The 15079-nt window shown below is 71.0% G+C and carries 14 protein-coding genes; 7 read left to right on the top strand and 7 right to left on the bottom strand.

Features of this window, described 5'->3' with window-relative positions; all coding sequences use genetic code 11:
• Window positions 1-27: 27 nt before the first annotated feature.
• On the top strand, window positions 28-747 hold the full coding sequence (locus ACH4D3_RS18765) for a hypothetical protein (RefSeq protein ID WP_398323347.1): 720 nt from the start codon (window positions 28-30) through the stop codon (window positions 745-747).
• Window positions 748-1057: 310 nt separating this feature from the next.
• Here ACH4D3_RS18765 and ACH4D3_RS18760 read toward each other — a convergent pair whose 3' ends face one another.
• The gene (locus ACH4D3_RS18760; protein WP_398323345.1) at window positions 1058-1696 is read right to left on the bottom strand and encodes a hypothetical protein; all 639 of its coding nucleotides are present in this window, start codon (window positions 1694-1696) and stop codon (window positions 1058-1060) included.
• A gap of 1289 nt (window positions 1697-2985) precedes the next feature.
• Here ACH4D3_RS18760 and ACH4D3_RS18755 point away from each other — a divergent pair.
• The gene (locus ACH4D3_RS18755) at window positions 2986-3366 is read left to right on the top strand and encodes a hypothetical protein (protein WP_398323343.1); all 381 of its coding nucleotides are present in this window, start codon (window positions 2986-2988) and stop codon (window positions 3364-3366) included.
• 204 nt (window positions 3367-3570) lie between these two features.
• On the opposite strand, the gene ACH4D3_RS18750 is transcribed toward ACH4D3_RS18755, so the two are convergent.
• The gene (locus tag ACH4D3_RS18750; protein WP_398323342.1) at window positions 3571-4149 is read right to left on the bottom strand and encodes a TetR/AcrR family transcriptional regulator; all 579 of its coding nucleotides are present in this window, start codon (window positions 4147-4149) and stop codon (window positions 3571-3573) included.
• 79 nt (window positions 4150-4228) lie between these two features.
• Here ACH4D3_RS18750 and ACH4D3_RS18745 point away from each other — a divergent pair, with 79 nt between their 5' ends.
• The 3 genes from ACH4D3_RS18745 (at window position 4229) to ACH4D3_RS18735 (ending at window position 6104) form a co-directional block, all read left to right on the top strand.
• Complete coding sequence (locus tag ACH4D3_RS18745; protein WP_398323340.1) at window positions 4229-5002, top strand: oxidoreductase; 774 nt, start codon at window positions 4229-4231, stop codon at window positions 5000-5002.
• 33 nt (window positions 5003-5035) lie between these two features.
• Window positions 5036-5410 (top strand): VOC family protein, encoded by a 375-nt coding sequence (locus ACH4D3_RS18740; RefSeq protein ID WP_398323338.1) that lies wholly within the window; start codon window positions 5036-5038, stop codon window positions 5408-5410.
• 109 nt (window positions 5411-5519) lie between these two features.
• Window positions 5520-6104, top strand: a complete 585-nt coding sequence (locus ACH4D3_RS18735; protein WP_398323336.1) for a hypothetical protein — start codon at window positions 5520-5522, stop codon at window positions 6102-6104.
• A gap of 268 nt (window positions 6105-6372) precedes the next feature.
• Here ACH4D3_RS18735 and ACH4D3_RS18730 read toward each other — a convergent pair whose 3' ends face one another.
• Window positions 6373-7887, bottom strand: coding sequence for a monooxygenase (locus tag ACH4D3_RS18730; protein WP_398323334.1), 1515 nt, complete (start codon window positions 7885-7887; stop codon window positions 6373-6375).
• A 61-nt stretch (window positions 7888-7948) separates the two neighbouring features.
• Between ACH4D3_RS18730 and ACH4D3_RS18725 the strand changes: the two genes are divergently transcribed.
• Entirely contained in the window at window positions 7949-8614 is a 666-nt protein-coding gene (locus tag ACH4D3_RS18725; RefSeq protein ID WP_398323332.1) for a TetR/AcrR family transcriptional regulator, read from the top strand.
• A 35-nt stretch (window positions 8615-8649) separates the two neighbouring features.
• Here ACH4D3_RS18725 and ACH4D3_RS18720 read toward each other — a convergent pair whose 3' ends face one another.
• The 4 genes from ACH4D3_RS18720 to ACH4D3_RS18705 form a co-directional block, all read right to left on the bottom strand.
• The gene (locus ACH4D3_RS18720; RefSeq protein ID WP_398323330.1) at window positions 8650-9339 is read right to left on the bottom strand and encodes a response regulator; all 690 of its coding nucleotides are present in this window, start codon (window positions 9337-9339) and stop codon (window positions 8650-8652) included.
• A complete protein-coding gene (locus tag ACH4D3_RS18715) occupies window positions 9336-10571 on the bottom strand; it encodes a sensor histidine kinase (protein WP_398323328.1) in 1236 nt (411 codons plus the stop codon). Before ACH4D3_RS18715 ends, ACH4D3_RS18720 begins: the two co-directional genes overlap by 4 nt.
• Before the next feature lie 120 nt (window positions 10572-10691).
• The gene (locus ACH4D3_RS18710) at window positions 10692-12896 is read right to left on the bottom strand and encodes an MMPL family transporter (RefSeq protein ID WP_398323326.1); all 2205 of its coding nucleotides are present in this window, start codon (window positions 12894-12896) and stop codon (window positions 10692-10694) included.
• A gap of 207 nt (window positions 12897-13103) precedes the next feature.
• Window positions 13104-14351, bottom strand: coding sequence for an FAD-dependent monooxygenase (locus tag ACH4D3_RS18705; RefSeq protein WP_398323324.1), 1248 nt, complete (start codon window positions 14349-14351; stop codon window positions 13104-13106).
• A gap of 69 nt (window positions 14352-14420) precedes the next feature.
• On the opposite strand from ACH4D3_RS18705, the gene ACH4D3_RS18700 reads away from it, so the two are divergent.
• Window positions 14421-14993: a TetR family transcriptional regulator gene (locus ACH4D3_RS18700; RefSeq protein WP_398323322.1), complete on the top strand. Its 573-nt coding sequence runs from the start codon at window positions 14421-14423 to the stop codon at window positions 14991-14993.
• The last annotated feature ends 86 nt before the right edge of the window (window positions 14994-15079 follow it).

Below are 15079 nucleotides of genomic sequence, written 5' to 3'. Positions count from 1 at the left end.
GTGACCCACAGTTATGGACGTTGGGAGATGATCCTTTACGTGGCTGAACACGCAGGGTCAGATGCGGACGATGCTTGCGCGTGGGCTGAGAGGCTGGGCTGGGCGTTCGGACTCATAGCGGAGGATCCGGCTGTGAGGGGTGCAGCGCTCGTCCATCTGGTGGAGGCCCAGCGGCAGGTCACGGACGCGCTCGCCCGATCGAACGAGATGTGGCTGCTGACGCGGCATCTGGGAACGGACGAGCAGTACCGGGAGCCGGCCTTTCTGGAAGCGCGCCGGAGGTTTGAGCTAGCCCAGAGGCGTTCGCTGCCTGACGGTGTGTGGGGTGGTCCTGTGGGCGGGGATCTGGCGACCTGGCCGGGGTTGCCCTATGTGTTGCTCTTTTTGGAGTGGGAGGCGAGGTACCCGCTGGAGTGGACGCAGCATGCGAAGGCGTGGGGTACGAAGCAGAGCCTGATTCGGGGGGTGGCCCGTTCTCGCCAGAAGGAGGCGATCAGGGCGAAGCTCACCGACCTGGTCGAGATCGTCGTCAACCGGGCGTATCGATGCAAGGATCGCGAATACGTGCGGGTTGCCCGGGCTGTCGACAGCGCTGACCTACGGGGCAGGCTCGAACGGGCAGCCGGCTCGGACAGTCCGTGGGCGCGGTGCCACGCCGGGTATGTGCTCTGGCTGCTTGACCGCCCTGACCTGCCGAACACCCGTCATGTCTGGCGGACCTGGGTGGCAGGCGAGGCTGCGCGTTGATGTGACCGGCGGAAGGTGCAGGGAAGGTTCCCGTGATCATGGAGTGCTCTGCGCCCTTTGACCTGCTTGGAAGACCGTGCCTGGCGACGTATCATCCCTGGTTCCGTCTGCCCTTGACCGGCTCCGCGATCCGCTTGGTACGCCGCAGTAGGTCGAAGTTCAGCAGGCTCGTGATGCCAAACCCGATGTCCGACTGGCCATGCGAGCCCGTGTACTTGGCCTCCACGGGTGGAGTCGGACCCCCGCAAGATCACCACCGTTTGCGGCTGGTGATGGTGGTCTTACCGGCCCGCTTGGAAGTGGGACGAGCTCAGGCCGGGGCGGACAGCCCGTGTTCGCGGGCGTATGCCGCCCGGCAGCTCTTCGCGCAGAAGCCCATCGTCCGGCCCTCGTGTTCGAGCGTGATGGCGCTGCCTCCCAGCCGTACATGCATGCCGCACATCGGGTCGATCGTGACTCCTTCGGGGAGGTCGGGGCCGTCGGCACTCGGGGCGTCCTGCTTCGCCCGGTACGCAGCGGTCATCCGGCTGACGACGTCGTCGGCGGTGCCAGGTTTGCCATCCATCCCGATGCTCCCGTCGACGATGCCGACGAGGTTGATCCACAGATGGCCCTCAGGGCGCTGCCACCCGTGCGCACGATCGAGCCGGCGCACACCGCGACGCACCATGCCCATGGTGGTCAGCGACATCTCAGTGCGCCACGCCTCCGGCACGGTGATCGTGACCCAGAGCGGCGGCGCGTTCCCGGGGACCCACGGGCCGTCGCCGGTGGTCCAGCCGTCGAGCTCCCGGAAGCCGACATGCATCATCGCGCGGGCACGGCTCATGGTTTCCTCCGCCACACCCTCTTCGGCGCCGACCAGCAGTCGGCACACTTCGCCGGCGAGGTCTCCTCGGTCGTCGTCGGTCAATGCGCCGCGTGGGCAGGCAATCTCGATGAGAAACATCTCGGCTCCTTCGCTGCTCGGTGACACCAATAGCAATATACCCCCGGGTGGTATTCGAAGGGCCATGTGTGAGGCTTGTGCTTCCCCGGTGACGCGTGGGCAGCGGCCAGCGCCTTGGGGTTCCCGGTTCGCTCGAACGAATCGACGGCCGTGTCCGCGAACTTGATGACGTGGTCGTCGCGGTGGTCGGCGGCCCGTTCCAGGAGGACGGGAGCATGGGGGCCAGTACGCAGATACCGCACGGTCGCGGTGTCGACGAGTGCCGCCAGGGCCGCAGACACAGCGCCGGTGTCATCCGGCGTGGGCAGAGCGGCAAGCGCTGCGGGCCACTGTGGCACCGGGTGAGCCGTTCCGGGCGAGGGCGTCGGCCAGTTCGTCGAGGGGCGGACGCACACCTCAAAGCACTTCAGGTCGCGGCCATTCTCACCAGCCGACGCGACGGGCGGTCCGTGCTCCATCGGCGCACCCGGCTCGGCGACCAACTCGTACGCAGCCAGGACCCCGGCATCGCGTAGTGGTACCCCGCCGACTCCAACCCGCCGGCAGCGGCCACCTCGCCGCCGCCCTGTGACGCAACGCCCCCGACTCAACGCCGGAACCACGACAGCCAGCGGCGACACCTCATCCATCCCTCTTTGTCGCGTTCTCTACTCCGTGAGCCGACCCGTCACTCCCCTACGCTGACGTTTCGGCCCGTCAACCTACGAGCCGTGAAGGGTTTCGGCAGCGCAAGGACTCGCGTGTCTCGGGGGACGACACAGTGACGCAACAGATGACGGCGCCGCGGCAGCCGGACGGTCCGGACAACGGGGCCCGTCACCCGGACCCGTCACATGCGCGCCTCCGCACGCCAGCGAGGCGACACGCCTGCCGTGCGCGGGCACGTATCTCGACGAGACCTACCGTCACACGGTCATCGACGAGCTGTACCTCCACGAGGAGCTCATCGTCGCGCCCTCGTTCGGCTTCGACGCCGCCCGGGTACTCGCCCGTGCCCTGCGCGCCCAGCGCAGCGAGCTCGGCTGGGCGGTGGCGATCCTGTTGCTGTGGATCGTCAGCCTGCCGGTCGCCGATGGGCTGAGCCTTACCTTCCTGGTGCCCACCGAGGGACTCCGGCGGAGCCCGCTGGAATGACGAGACGCAGCGCTGGGAGACGGAGAGCAACCGGGAGGCACGGAACGCGTCGGCCGCGCCGCCCCCGCCCGCGTACGACGCGGCGACAGCACCCGAGCGGCCCGCCTGGCCATGTGCCGAGGGCACGGCGTAGGACGCCGCTGATTGTCGGCGGGGTGGTGGCGGTCCTCGCGGGCTGCGTGGTCGGAGGGCTGCTCGTGGTGCGCGACGTGGGCACGGGGGCGGATCGTGCGGGCGGCCGCGGGGCGTCCACGCTCAGCACGTCCGGACCCGCCGTGCCCGAGAACGGGACGTCCCCGGACATCAGCGCGGGCGGCGGACCGAATTCCGGCCCGGTCGAGGCCGAGCCGACCGAGGAGTACACCTCCGACCTGCCCAGCGCCCCGGGCCATGTCCGCCGGGAGGACGGCCCCGGCTTCAACATCGCCGTGCCCGAGGGGTGGGAGCGGGAAGAGGAGAAGGACTCGGTCCTCTTCAACTCGCCCGACGGCAAGAGCCTGATGCAGACAGCCCTGGAACACTTCGGGCAGTGGTGATCTCTCGCCTCATCGGCGGCCCTGTGGCGGCGTAGTGTGAAGTGCCGCTCTACGCCGCTGCGGAACGTGCGGCACTCGCGCCGTAACGTCATCGCGCTCTGGACGACGAAGCACAGCGACGACCTGAAGCTGCTCGGCCGCTGCAACGTCACCGCCGGGGTCCTGGCCGCCTGCGTCGTGCGCCCGCTGCGCGAGGCCCTCGATTCAGGGCGCCTGCGGGGCGCCGTGGCGCAGGCCGTCGAAGAGGAGGGCGGTGATCTGCCGGGCCTCGACCAACCAGCCCTCCGTGGCCCGCATCCCGCAGACGCCGCCCAGGGCGCGCAGCAGGGTGGAGCCGGTGACGTCGTCCCGGACGGTGCCTGCCGCGCTGCCGGCTTCGAGCAGGAGGGAGAGGGCGTTGGACATACGGGTCCGTGCGTCGTCGAAGACCGGTGAGTCCGTCGCCATGATGCCCTCCAGAACACCTGCCATCCCCTTGCCCACCGCCGCGTGGTCCACGAGCAGCAGCAGGAAGCGTCGCAGTGCCTCGTCCGGGGGGTGCTGGTCCAGCAGGTCGCCGGGCGCGGCGCACAGGACGTCGACCTCGGTGCGGTAGACCTCCTCGATCAGTGCTTCGCGGGTTTCGAAGTGGCGGTAGAGCGTTCCGATGGCGACACCTGCGCTGCGGGCGATGTCCTTCACGTGCGCGTCGGTGTCACCGCTAAGGAAGGCCTGGCGGGCCGCGGACAGCAGTGCCTCGCGGTTGCGCCGCGCGTCGGCGCGCGGCGGGCGTGATGACGGCAAGGGACCTCCATAAGGTGAGTCTGGTTCCGTTTACGTGTACCGTTTCCGGAGTCAGGTTCATCTTACGGAGGAGAGACCCATGCCCCTCACGGACAGCAGCCTCGACGGCCTTCGTGTACTGATCACTGGCGGCAGCCGGGGCCTGGGCGCGGCGACCGCCCGCCGCTTCGTCGCCGCGGGCGCGAGAGTACTGACGGCCTCCCGCAGCCGGCCCGAGGAGAACAGCGGTGCCACGTTCCTCGCGGCGGACCTCTCCACGCGGCAGGGCGTGGCGGAACTCGGCCGCCGTGTCATCGAGCAGGTGGGCGGCGTGGACGTGCTCGTGAACAACGCGGGCGCGGCGAGCGCCCCCGCGCCGACCCTGAGCCGGTCGGACGAGTCCTGGCAGGCGGACCTGGAGATGAACCTCCTGAGCGCCGCGCGCCTGGACCGGGCCCTGGTGCCGGGGATGGTCGAGCGGGGCTCCGGTGTCGTCGTGCACGTCTCCTCGATCGCCGCCCAACTGCCCCAGCGCACCGAGGCGTCCTATGCCGCCGCCAAGGCCGCGCTCAACGCCTACAGCCGGGAACTGGCCACCGAGGTCGGCGAGCACGGGGTGCGTGTGGTCTGCGTCCTGCCCGGTTTCGTCGTGACCGAAGGTGCCACCGCCCATCTGAAGCACATGGCAGAGCAGCAGGGCATCACCACCGACGAGGCCGCGCAGCAGATCGTGGACCATCTGAAGGTCCCCATGGGACGTCCCGGAGATCCCGAGGACGTCGCCGAGATGATCACCTTCCTCGCCTCCAGCCGCGCGAAGTGGCTCACCGGAGCGCAGTTCCGCGTCGACGGCGGCATCATCCCGACCGTCTGAGCAACACCACCCACAGCACGAACAGGACACCGCATGGCCATCACCCTGACCTCCGTGATCATCGACGCCGCCGACATCGAGACGGAGAGCTCCTTCTGGCATCGGCTGCTCGGCGGGTCTCTCACGTCCACGTCGACCCACCACTTCGTTCAGGCCCCCGGCCTCCCGGTGATCGTCGTCCAGGCGGCCCCGGGACACACCGCCCCCGACTGGCCGGACGGCAACTCCCAGCAGATGCACCTCGACTTCGGCGTCGACGACCTCGCGACCGCCGACCGTACGGCCACCGACGCCGGCGCCACCCGACTGCGGCCCACCGACGAGGCCACCCCGGAAACCCGCACCGGCAGCCGCGTCTACGCCAGCCCTGCCGGACACCCGTTCTGTCTGCGCAGGACGTCGGCGTAGGCCTCTGGCGGAGTGCGACAGCCATGGATCTCGCGTGGGCGGCGGCAGCCGCCATGCATGGTCCAGAGCACCTCGACTCCCCCGGTGCCGCCACCTGTTTACTTGGCGCATGACCGACAAGATGAGTCACAGCAATGTCCACCGGACCACGGCCCCCACTCCCGGCGCCGAGATGGTCGAGCCGTACGGCGGCGGGACGGGGTTTCGGTTCAAGATCCGCAACGTGAAGATCGATGGCCGGGCCGACGTGGTGCGCGTTCGCGGAGGAGGTTCGCACGAGGTCAGTTTCGACGTACTGCACGACTGCTCGGAGTGCGGCAACGCCGTCAACCAGGTGATCGTCGGTCTGGCGGGCCAGGACCGGGCCCAGGCATCGGTGTGGAACGGCAAGCAGCGCAGCGGGGGCGGCATGAAGGTGGTCAATCCCGGCACGCACGTCCAGGCGCTGGCGGAGGACAACCCGGGTCCGGCGGAGTGGGTGACCGTGTCGTGCGACGTCGTCGTCCCCGACGAACCCGGCGTCTACTCGGTTCGAGCACGTTACGCCCAGGCGTATCAAGGACGTCTGATGACTGCCGAAGGGCGTGCGGTCCCGCAGCCGGAGTACCAGGACGTGCTGGGGTGGTGGAGGGTCGACCGTCCGGAAGGGCCCGGCCCGGAATCGACCATAGGCACGATCGTCGTCGAGGCCTGAAGCTGCTAGTCAGTCGCTTCGCCCAACTCCATGGCCTGGACCGGGCCCGGCCCGGTCCGGGCGTCGTCTGGCCGGAGCCGAACCCCAACTCCAGGGGCAGCAGCCGACAGCATCAGGCAGCGGACTCACTGTCACGGCCTTCGCGGCCTTCGCCGTGGGCACGTGCGCCTTGGTCGGAGCACGTGATGGCCCTCGGGGAGTACCCGAAAGGTCGCGGAGGATCTTGTAGTTCTTCATGCGGGAGAAGGTGCGCTCCTTGGTGGACCTGTCAGGAGGGCGTGCCGGCCCAGGTGGTCAGCGCCCGGACGCGCTCGTCGCCGCGTGCGCCGCCGTTGGTGGTACGGGTGGCCCAGGCGACGTGGCCGTCGGGACGTACGAGGACCTCGGTCACGCCGTCGAGGTCCGTGTGCTCGTCGTGCCGGTCGACGGCGACGGCGGTGACCCGCGCGCCCCAGCCCGCGTCGACGGACTCGCGCGGGTCCGGGTCCCCGTCCAGGGAGAGCAGGACGAAGCGGCCGCCGCAGAGCAGTTCGTACACTCGCGTCGCCTGTGAACCGGCCGCGGTCAGCCCGATGTCGGGCATGCGCCGCCCCACCAGCGGATCGGCGCCCGGGTCCGACGCCGGGTAGCGGGTGCCGAGCGCGGAGACCTGGTCGGCGAGCCGGCGGTTGACCTCCGCCATGCCCAGCAGCTCGTCGAGGAGCTCGCGCAGGGCCGCGGCCGGGCGCCGGTACTGCGCGACCAGCGTCAGCTCCACCAGCAGGGTCTGGATCTCGGTGTTCTCGGTCACCGACCGGCCGACCGGGCGGCGCTCGGCGTCGTAACCGTCCAGCAGCCCGGGCGGGGCCCAGCCGCCCACCGCGGCTGCCAGCTTCCAGCCCAGGTTCACGGCGTCCTGGAGCCCGGTGTTGAGTCCCTGCCCCGCTGCGGGGAAGTGGATGTGGGCGGCGTCGCCCGCGAGGAGGACGCGTCCCGAGCGGTAGCTCTCCGCGAGCCGGGTGGCGTTGCCGAAACGCGACAGCCAGACGGGCTCGGCGACGCCGCAGTCGGATCCGGTGATCCGGGTGAGTGACGTACGGAACTCCTCCAAGGACACCGGCTCATGGGCCGGCACCCGCATCCGCTCCGGATCCAGGTACACGAACCGGGTGACCCCTGCCTCCAGCGGCGCGACGATCACGCCGTGCGCGCGTGCGGCATCGAGGGCGCCGGGCTGTGGGTCGACGACCTCGAAGTCCCCAAGTACGCCGGTCAGGGTCTCGTCGGTGCCGGGGAAGCCGATCCCCGCGGCCTGCCGCACGATGCTGCGCCCGCCGTCGCACCCGACCGTGTAGAGGCTGCGTGCGGTCTCGGTGCCGCCGCCGGGGGCGCGTACCTCCACCTCGACGCCGTCGCCGTCCTGGCGCACGCCGAGGACCTCGTGTCCCCGGCTGATCTCCACCCCCAGCTCGTGCGCACGCTGCTCGAGGATCGCCTCGGTGCGCGCCTGGGCCAGGAAGAGGGTGTAGCCGTGCCGGGAGTCCAGGGCGCTGAAGTCCAGTTGGGTGGGCAGGACCGCGAAGTGCCAGCCCGGCACGGCCCGGCCCAGCGGGAGGAATCGGTCGAGCAGCCCCCGCTGGTCCATCAGCTCCACGCTGCGCGGGTGCAGGCTCAGCGCCCGCGAATCGCGCTGCGGTTCGGTGCGGCGCTCCAGGATCCGGGTCCGTACGCCAGCCAGTGCCAGCTCGCAGGCGAGCATCAGCCCGGTCGGGCCCGCGCCCACGACGATCACATCGGCGCTCATCGGGATACCTCCTCATTAGTGAACAGTGTTCACGTGAATGGTGTTCACTATAGTGAGGTCCATGAGTCTCCCGTCAAGCCGGACCAGGGGTCGGCCCGCCCGCCTCGACCGGGCCCGCACCGTCCGGACCGCCCTCGACCTGCTGAACGGGTCCGGCCTCGACGCGCTGACCATGCGCCGGCTCGCTCAGGCGATGGACGTCCAGGCCGGTGCGCTGTACCGCTACTTCGCGGCCAAGCAGGACCTGCTCACCGCGATGGCCGAGTACATGGTCGACGGCATCGCCGATGCCGCCGGGCCGGCGGGGGACGGCGACTGGAGCGAGCGAACGGCGCGCCTCGCCCGCGCGCTGCGCACGGCCCTGCTCGCCCATCGGGACGGCGCACGCGTCTTCGCCGGCACGCACGCGACCGGTCCGAACACCCTGGGATTCGCCGACAGCCTCGTCGGCGTGCTGCGCGAGGCGGGCTTCGGTGACGAGGACGCGGCACGGGCGCTGTACTCCGTGGCCAACTTCACCGTCGGCCACACGCTGGAGGAACAGGCCGCCCTCGCACCCGGGGACAGCGGGCCCCTCGACGAGAAGACCCTGCGCGGGGCGGTGGCGGCAGGGACGTATCCCCACCTCGCCGCCACCCTGCCGGTGCTCACCAGTACGGACTTCACGGCGCACTTCGAGTTCGGACTGCGGCTGCTCCTGGACGGCCTGCGCGCCGTCCGCACGTGATTCCGGCGGGTTCCCGGGCGCCCGTCGGCGCCGTTTCAGGTGCGCGCGTCGGGCGAAGGCGGTTGGTGGACGCGTACGAAGCCGGTCCGGTAGGCGATCGCGACGAGTTGGGCGCGATGACGGGCGTCGAGTTTGGCCATGATGCGCTGGATGAAGGTGCGTACGGTCAGCGGGCTCAGGCACAAGACCTCGGCGATCTCGTGGTTGGTCAGCCCGTTGGCCGCCTGTGCCAGGACCTCGCGTTCGCGGGGAGTGAGTGTGTCGAGCGCCTCGGGCACCGCGCCCGACGGGCCCGGGACGGCGAGGTAGCGGCTGATGACGGTGTGCGTGGCGAGAGGAGAGAGGATCATGTCTCCGGCCGCGACGGTGCGGATGGCGCCGAGGGGTTCGGCGGGGGCGACGCCCTTGCCCAGGAAGCCGCTGACGCCGGCGCGCAGGGCCCGGGTCACGTACTCGTCGGTCTCGAACGTGGTGAGGACGAGGATCCGGGGCCGGTGCGGTGCTTCGGGCCGGAGAATCTCCTCGGCGGCGTCGAGACCGTCCTTGCCCGGCATCCGGATGTCCATCACGACGACGTCCGGCGCCGTGGTGCGGGCCAGCCCGACGGCCCGGTCGCCGTCCTCGGCCACACCGACGACCTCCATGCCGTCTGTGGCGTCGATGAGGATGCGGAAGGTGCCGGCCAGGAGTGCCTGGTCGTCGGCGAGCAGCACCCGGATGGTCATCGCACGTCCTCGTGGTCGGTGAGCGACGGCCCCGCCCGGTGCGCCGTGCCGGTGGGGAGTTCGGCGATCACCTCGAAACCGTGGTCCGTCCTCGGCCGGGCACGCAGGCGCCCGCCCGCGGCGCGGGCCCGCTCCCGCATGCCGATGAGTCCGTACCCGGCGGCTGTGTCCGCCGCCGTGCGCGGGGGGCCGTCGTCGCTGACCGTGATGGTCAGCAGATCGCCGGTGTAGGCGAGGTGCAGCCGTGCTGCGGCCGTTCCCGCGTGCTTGGTGACATTGGTCAGTGACTCCTGGATGATCCGGAAGGCCGTGAGGTCGACGCCGGGTGCCAGCTGTTGCTCGGGGCCGTCGTCGGTGCGGTGGACGGTGAGCCCGGCACGCGCGAAGGAGGCGAGGAGGGCCGGGAGCCGGGCCAGTCCGGGCGCCGGTTCCAGTGGACCCTCGTGGCCGTTGTGGCGCAGGAGCCCCACGGTTGCGCGCAGTTCCTTCAGCGCGGTCGCCAAGGTGGGGACGAGATGACTCATGGCGGGCCCCGCCCGGTCGGGCCTGGTCGCCAGCAGGTGGTCGGCGGTGGCGGCCTGGGCGTGCGCGAGGGTGATGTGGTGGGCGACGACGTCGTGGAGTTCGCGGGCGATGCGCATCCGCTCGGCGGCGACCCTGTGGAGTGCCTCGTCCTCGCGGGTGCGTTCGGCGAGTTCCGCCCGGGCCTCGACGGCGGCAACGTGGTCGCGCCGGCTGCGTGCGGAGTCGGCGACCGCGCCGGCCAGGAGTACGAAGGCGACGAGTCCGACCTGGTCGGGGCGCACGTGGATGCCGTCCGAGGTCCGGGCGGCGGAGGCGGCGGAGGCGGCGAAGAGCGTCAGCACACAGACGGCGGTGTACCGGCCGGTGGTGCGTTGGTCGGTGCGCCACGCGAGGGACACCAGCGCGGCTATGGCCGTGGCGGCGACGGTGGAGCCGAACTGGTAGCCCAGCGTCGGCCCCAGGACGCCCAGGACGGTGCTGCACGTGGTGGTCGCGACGACCGTCAGGCGCGGGTGGCGGCGGTGCTGGAGGAACGTGCCGGCCGAGACCGCGCAGACGACCAGCGCGGGTGGCGGCGGCCACTGATGGACGTACGGAGGCTGCTCCCAGGTCGTGGACACCAGCGTGACGGCGAACAGCAGTACGGCGAGCATGCTGTCGGTCGCGCGGGGACGACGCCGGATCCACTGCCGCGGTTCGACGATCACACGAGCTCCTTGACCGGTCGTGGTGGTGCCTTCTTCGTCCTGGGTACGGTCCCGTCCTGACGTGTTCTGGGCAGGCGGGGCGCCGGGCCGCCCGGACCGAGGCGGCCCGGCGCGCCCGGGTCACACGCTCACCGACTCCTCCTGGTGCGGGGGCGGTGCCACCGGAGCGGAACCGGTCTCCAGGGCGTGTGTGAGCCGTTCGCCTTCGATGTCCAGGTCGGGCAGCACCCGGTCCAGCCACCGCGGGAGCCACCACGCGGAGTGCCCGAGGAGGGCGAGGGCCGCCGGGACGAGGGTCATCCGGACGACGAAGGCGTCGAAGAGGACGGCCGAGGCCAGTCCCAGTCCCAGCATCTTGATCAGGGAATCGGTCAGGCCGATGAAGCCGCCGAACACCGCAATCATGATGACGGCCGCGGCGACGACGACCCGGGCGCTGTGCCGGAAGCCGGTGACGACGGCCTGCGCGGGGCCTTCGCCCCGCACATGGGCTTCCCGGATCCGGGTCACGAGGAAGACCTCGTAGTCCATGGCCAGGCCGAAGACCACGCCGATCAGGAAGATCGGCATCATGCTCATCACGGGTCCCGTCTGGGCGACTCCGAGGAGGCCGGCCAGCCATCCCCACTGGAAGACCGCGACGATCACGCCGAACGCCGCGGCGACCGAGAGCAGGAAACCCAGTGCGGCCTTGAGCGGTACGAGGACGGAGCGGAAGACGATCGTCAGCAGCAGTACGGCCAGGCCCACCACGATCGCGAGGTAGGGCAGGAGGGCGGCGGTGACCTTGTTCGACACGTCGATGTTCAGCGCGGTCTGCCCGGTCACGACCATGGACGCGCCCGTGTCCGCCTCGAGTTGGTCCGCTTCGGCGCGGATGGTCTCGACCACGTTCTTCGTCTCGGTGGCGGTGGGGCCGGTGCCGGGCACGGCGGTGAGGACGGCGGTGTCCTCGGCCTTGTTGAACATGGCCGGGGACACCTCGGCGACACCGTCGGTGGTGTCCAGGATCCCTTGGGCCCGGTCGGCGACCGCCTTCGCGTCGTCGGCCTCCCGGGCGTCGATCACGATGGTCAGGGGCCCGTTGAAGCCCGGGCCGAACCCGTCGGCGAGGGTGTCGTAGGCGCGGCGCTGGGTGGTGGAGGGGGGCAGGGACTCGTCGCCGGGAAGGGCGAGTCGGAGGTCCAGTGCGGGGACGGCGACGACGCCCAGGCCCGCGATGCTCAACAGCAGTACGGCGAGGGGCCGGCGGACCACCCGGCGGGCCCAGCGGACGCCGGCCGGTTCCCTGGTCCCGGAGGCCCGCTTTCGTGGGGCCCGGTCGGTCCGGGGCAGGACGGCCCGGGGGAAGAAGCCCAGCAGGGCGGGCAGCACGGTCAGCGCGACCAGCACGGCGATCACGACGGTCCCCGCGGCGGCCAGGCCCATGTCGGTCAGCATGGGCACGCCCGCCACCGACAGTCCGGCCAGGGCGATGACGACGGTGGCTCCGGCGAAGACGACGGCGGAGCCGGCCGTGCCCGTGGCGCGGCCCGCGGCTTCCTCGGCGCTGCGTCCCTCGGCCCGTTCCGTGCGGTAGCGCGAGACGATGAACAGGGCGTAGTCGATTCCCACGGCCAGCCCCAGCATGAGCGCGAGGGTGATCGTCGTGGTGGCCACCCCGGCGGCGATGATCAGGCAGATCCCCGCGCCGAGCCCCATGAGGGCGGTGACCAGCGGCAGTCCGGCGGCGACGAAGGTGCGGAAGGTGAGGAACAGGACGACCGCGGCGACACCGATGCCGATCAGTTCGGTGATGCCGCCGAACTCCGGTCCCCCGTCCACGGCCGAGCCGCCGGCCTCCACCGTCAGGCCCGCCTCCCGGCCGGCCCGGACGGCGTCCAGGAGCGCCTCGCGGGTGGCTTGCGTCAGGTTGTCGCTCGTGGCGTCGTAGGTGATGGTCGTGTAGGCGGTGGTGCCGTCCTCGCTCACGGTTTCCGGTGCGAAGGGGCTCGGCACCTCCTCCACCTGCGGACCGGCGGCGATGTCGTCGACGACCTCGGTCACCGCGAGCCGGTGGCCGGGAGCCGTGATCTTCTGTCCGTCCGGGGCCGCGAAGACGACGCGCGCGTCGGCGCCCTCGGAAGTCCCGCCCGGGAAGCGTTCGTCGAGCAGGTCGAAGGCCTGCTGCGACTCGGTGCCCGGTATCGAGAACCCGTCGTCCTCTGCCGCCGGGGCGCTCAGCGCCGCGAAGGCGCATGCCGCCAGGATCACCACCCAGGCGAAGGCGAAGTGGCGGCGTCGTCGGAACGCCAGTCGTCCGAGTCGGTACAGCAGGGTGGACATGGCGAGGAGCTCCAGTCAGGAGGATGGGCAGGGTGCGGCGGCACGGGCCGCGTTCCGGTCGTACGGTCCGGGAAAACACGTGCCCCGGCCGTGGCTCCATGGTTTGCCGCGCGGGACGTCCTCGTCGTCCCACTCCTGCTGACACTGGCTCGTACTGCGATCGCCGTACGAACAGGGCCTTTGTGTCGTCGTCGGGATGTGCCGCGGTCAGGCGGCCCGGAGTTCCGGGTAGTGCGGGAGTCGCCAGGCGCCGCCCCGGTCCTCCTTCGCGAAGCGGGCCGCCAGGTCGGGGACATGGAGCCTGGTGGCCATGCCGGTGACGGTGAGGAAGGCGTCGATCGCCCGCTGGGTCATGGGCATGGCGAGCTTCAGGAGGCGCGGGTTGACCTCGCCCTGGATCGCGTCGGTGAACGGCCGCAGCGTGGCGTCGTAGTGCGCCAGCGCGGCCGGGAGATCGTCCGGGCGCCGGTTGATCTCGCCGGCCAGGACGTGGGCGCCGACCAGACCGCCGGAGGTTCCCATGCCGCTGTAGGGGGAGGCACAGTGCGCGGCGTCTCCCACCAGGACCACGCGGCCCCTGGACCAGGTGTCGGTGCGCACCTGGACGATCTCCTGGGAGTAGAAGAACGGGCTCGTCCTCATGCCGTCGACGAAGCGCTCGGTCTGCCATCCGGCGTCGCGGAACCTGTCGGCCCAGAACTCGCGCTGCTTCTCGACGGGTTCGCGGTGGATCGCCGATGCCTGCGCGGAGTCCTCGCGCAGGACGAAGTACACCTGTGTCTCGGTCGGGTTGTGGCTGCGGCGCATGATCTGGCGGCCGCCCGGGACCATGCAGGTGTCGCGGATGTTGCCGTCGGAGGCGATGCGCGGGACGAACCAGTAGGCCATGTGGATGCCGACCCGCCAGTACGGGTCGGCGCCGTCCGGGAGGATCGCCCGCCGCAGGCGTGAGCCCTGTCCGTCCGCGGCGACCAGGAGGTCGTACGTCTCGGACGATCCGTCGGAGCAGTGGGCGACGACCTCGTGCTCGTCCTGGTCGAAGCCGTCCACGCCGGCTCCGTAGACGTACTCCACGTCGTTTCCGGTCGCCTCGTGGAGGATGCGCACCAGGTCGCCGCGCATGATCTCGTACTCGGACGTCAGGCTCTGCCTGCCCCGGCCGGAGGTGTTGGCCATGAGGGTCGCCCTCGGCCTGCCGCGGGCGTCGAGGAAGGCGACCCCCGCCTCGTCCACGAGCCTGCCGCGGACGGTGTCGAGCAGTCCCATGCGCCGGACGGCCTCGATGCCGTGGCCCCGCAGATCGATCTGGGCACCGGTGGCGCGCAGGTCCGGATACCGCTCCCGCACGGTCACCCGGTGACCCGCTCTGACCAGCCAGTACGCCAGGGCATGTCCGGCGATGCCGCCGCCGGCCACAAGAACCCGCAGGGAGGTCGTCCCTGACCGTTTCGCCATCGCCCTCACCCGGAATCTATCAGTGAATGATTGTTTTCCAGGGTCATCTATCGGCGATAGGTTGTCAACATGACCAAGATGAACCGGGAGACGGTGATCACCGAGGCGCTCGACCTGCTCGACGAGGTCGGACTGGACGGCGTCAGCACCCGGCGGCTGGCGAAGCGCCTGGGCGTCGAGCAGCCGTCGCTGTACTGGTACTTCCGCACGAAGAGGGAACTTCTGGCGGCCATGGCGCAGGCCGCCATGGCCCCGCACGCGGCCCAACCGCTGCCGGGGCCCGACGAGGACTGGTACACCTGGTTCCTGGAGAACACGCGCAGTTTCCGGCGCACTCTGCTCGCCCGCCGTGACGGTGCTCGGCTGCACGCCGGCAGCAGACCCACCGCCGACCTCGACCGGATCCGCCGCAAGATGGGCTTCCTCGTCGCGTCCGGTGTACCCGAGCGCCATGCCCAGATGGCGATGCTCGCGGCCGGCCGCTTCACCGTCGGCTGCGTCCTGGAGGAGCAGGCGGAGGCCGGCCCCGGCGACACGGCGGACCTCCCGGCCGGCGTACCGGAGATCGATCACGCGTCGGCGTTCGAGGCGGGGCTCGCCCTCATCACGGACGGACTGGCCGGACACGTGGCCGCGGGGTAGCCGAGCCCGCCCCGCTCAGCGCGCCCCGGCCCGGGTCACCGGGTGCGGGGGCACGCCCGGAGCGTGGCCGTCACGGACATGGTGCC

Source organism: Streptomyces sp. NPDC018026, assembly GCF_044327745.1.
GTDB classification, from domain to species: Bacteria; Actinomycetota; Actinomycetes; order Streptomycetales; family Streptomycetaceae; genus Streptomyces; species Streptomyces rubrogriseus.
Note: the sequence above shows the minus strand (reverse complement) of the source record. Positions and strands in the feature narration are given on the sequence as shown.

What these genes read in the sequence shown, in the direction of transcription:
- ACH4D3_RS18765 (WP_398323347.1), top strand. Translation starts at nt 28, where the DNA reads ATGATCCTTTACGTGGCTGAACACGCAGGGTCAGATGCGGACGATGCT.
- ACH4D3_RS18760 (WP_398323345.1), bottom strand. Translation starts at nt 1,696, where the DNA reads ATGTTTCTCATCGAGATTGCCTGCCCACGCGGCGCATTGACCGACGAC.
- ACH4D3_RS18745 (WP_398323340.1), top strand. Translation starts at nt 4,229, where the DNA reads ATGCCCCTCACGGACAGCAGCCTCGACGGCCTTCGTGTACTGATCACT.
- ACH4D3_RS18740 (WP_398323338.1), top strand. Translation starts at nt 5,036, where the DNA reads ATGGCCATCACCCTGACCTCCGTGATCATCGACGCCGCCGACATCGAG.
- ACH4D3_RS18735 (WP_398323336.1), top strand. Translation starts at nt 5,520, where the DNA reads ATGACCGACAAGATGAGTCACAGCAATGTCCACCGGACCACGGCCCCC.
- ACH4D3_RS18730 (WP_398323334.1), bottom strand. Translation starts at nt 7,887, where the DNA reads ATGAGCGCCGATGTGATCGTCGTGGGCGCGGGCCCGACCGGGCTGATG.
- ACH4D3_RS18725 (WP_398323332.1), top strand. Translation starts at nt 7,949, where the DNA reads ATGAGTCTCCCGTCAAGCCGGACCAGGGGTCGGCCCGCCCGCCTCGAC.
- ACH4D3_RS18720 (WP_398323330.1), bottom strand. Translation starts at nt 9,339, where the DNA reads ATGACCATCCGGGTGCTGCTCGCCGACGACCAGGCACTCCTGGCCGGC.
- ACH4D3_RS18710 (WP_398323326.1), bottom strand. Translation starts at nt 12,896, where the DNA reads ATGTCCACCCTGCTGTACCGACTCGGACGACTGGCGTTCCGACGACGC.
- ACH4D3_RS18705 (WP_398323324.1), bottom strand. Translation starts at nt 14,351, where the DNA reads ATGGCGAAACGGTCAGGGACGACCTCCCTGCGGGTTCTTGTGGCCGGC.
- ACH4D3_RS18700 (WP_398323322.1), top strand. Translation starts at nt 14,421, where the DNA reads ATGACCAAGATGAACCGGGAGACGGTGATCACCGAGGCGCTCGACCTG.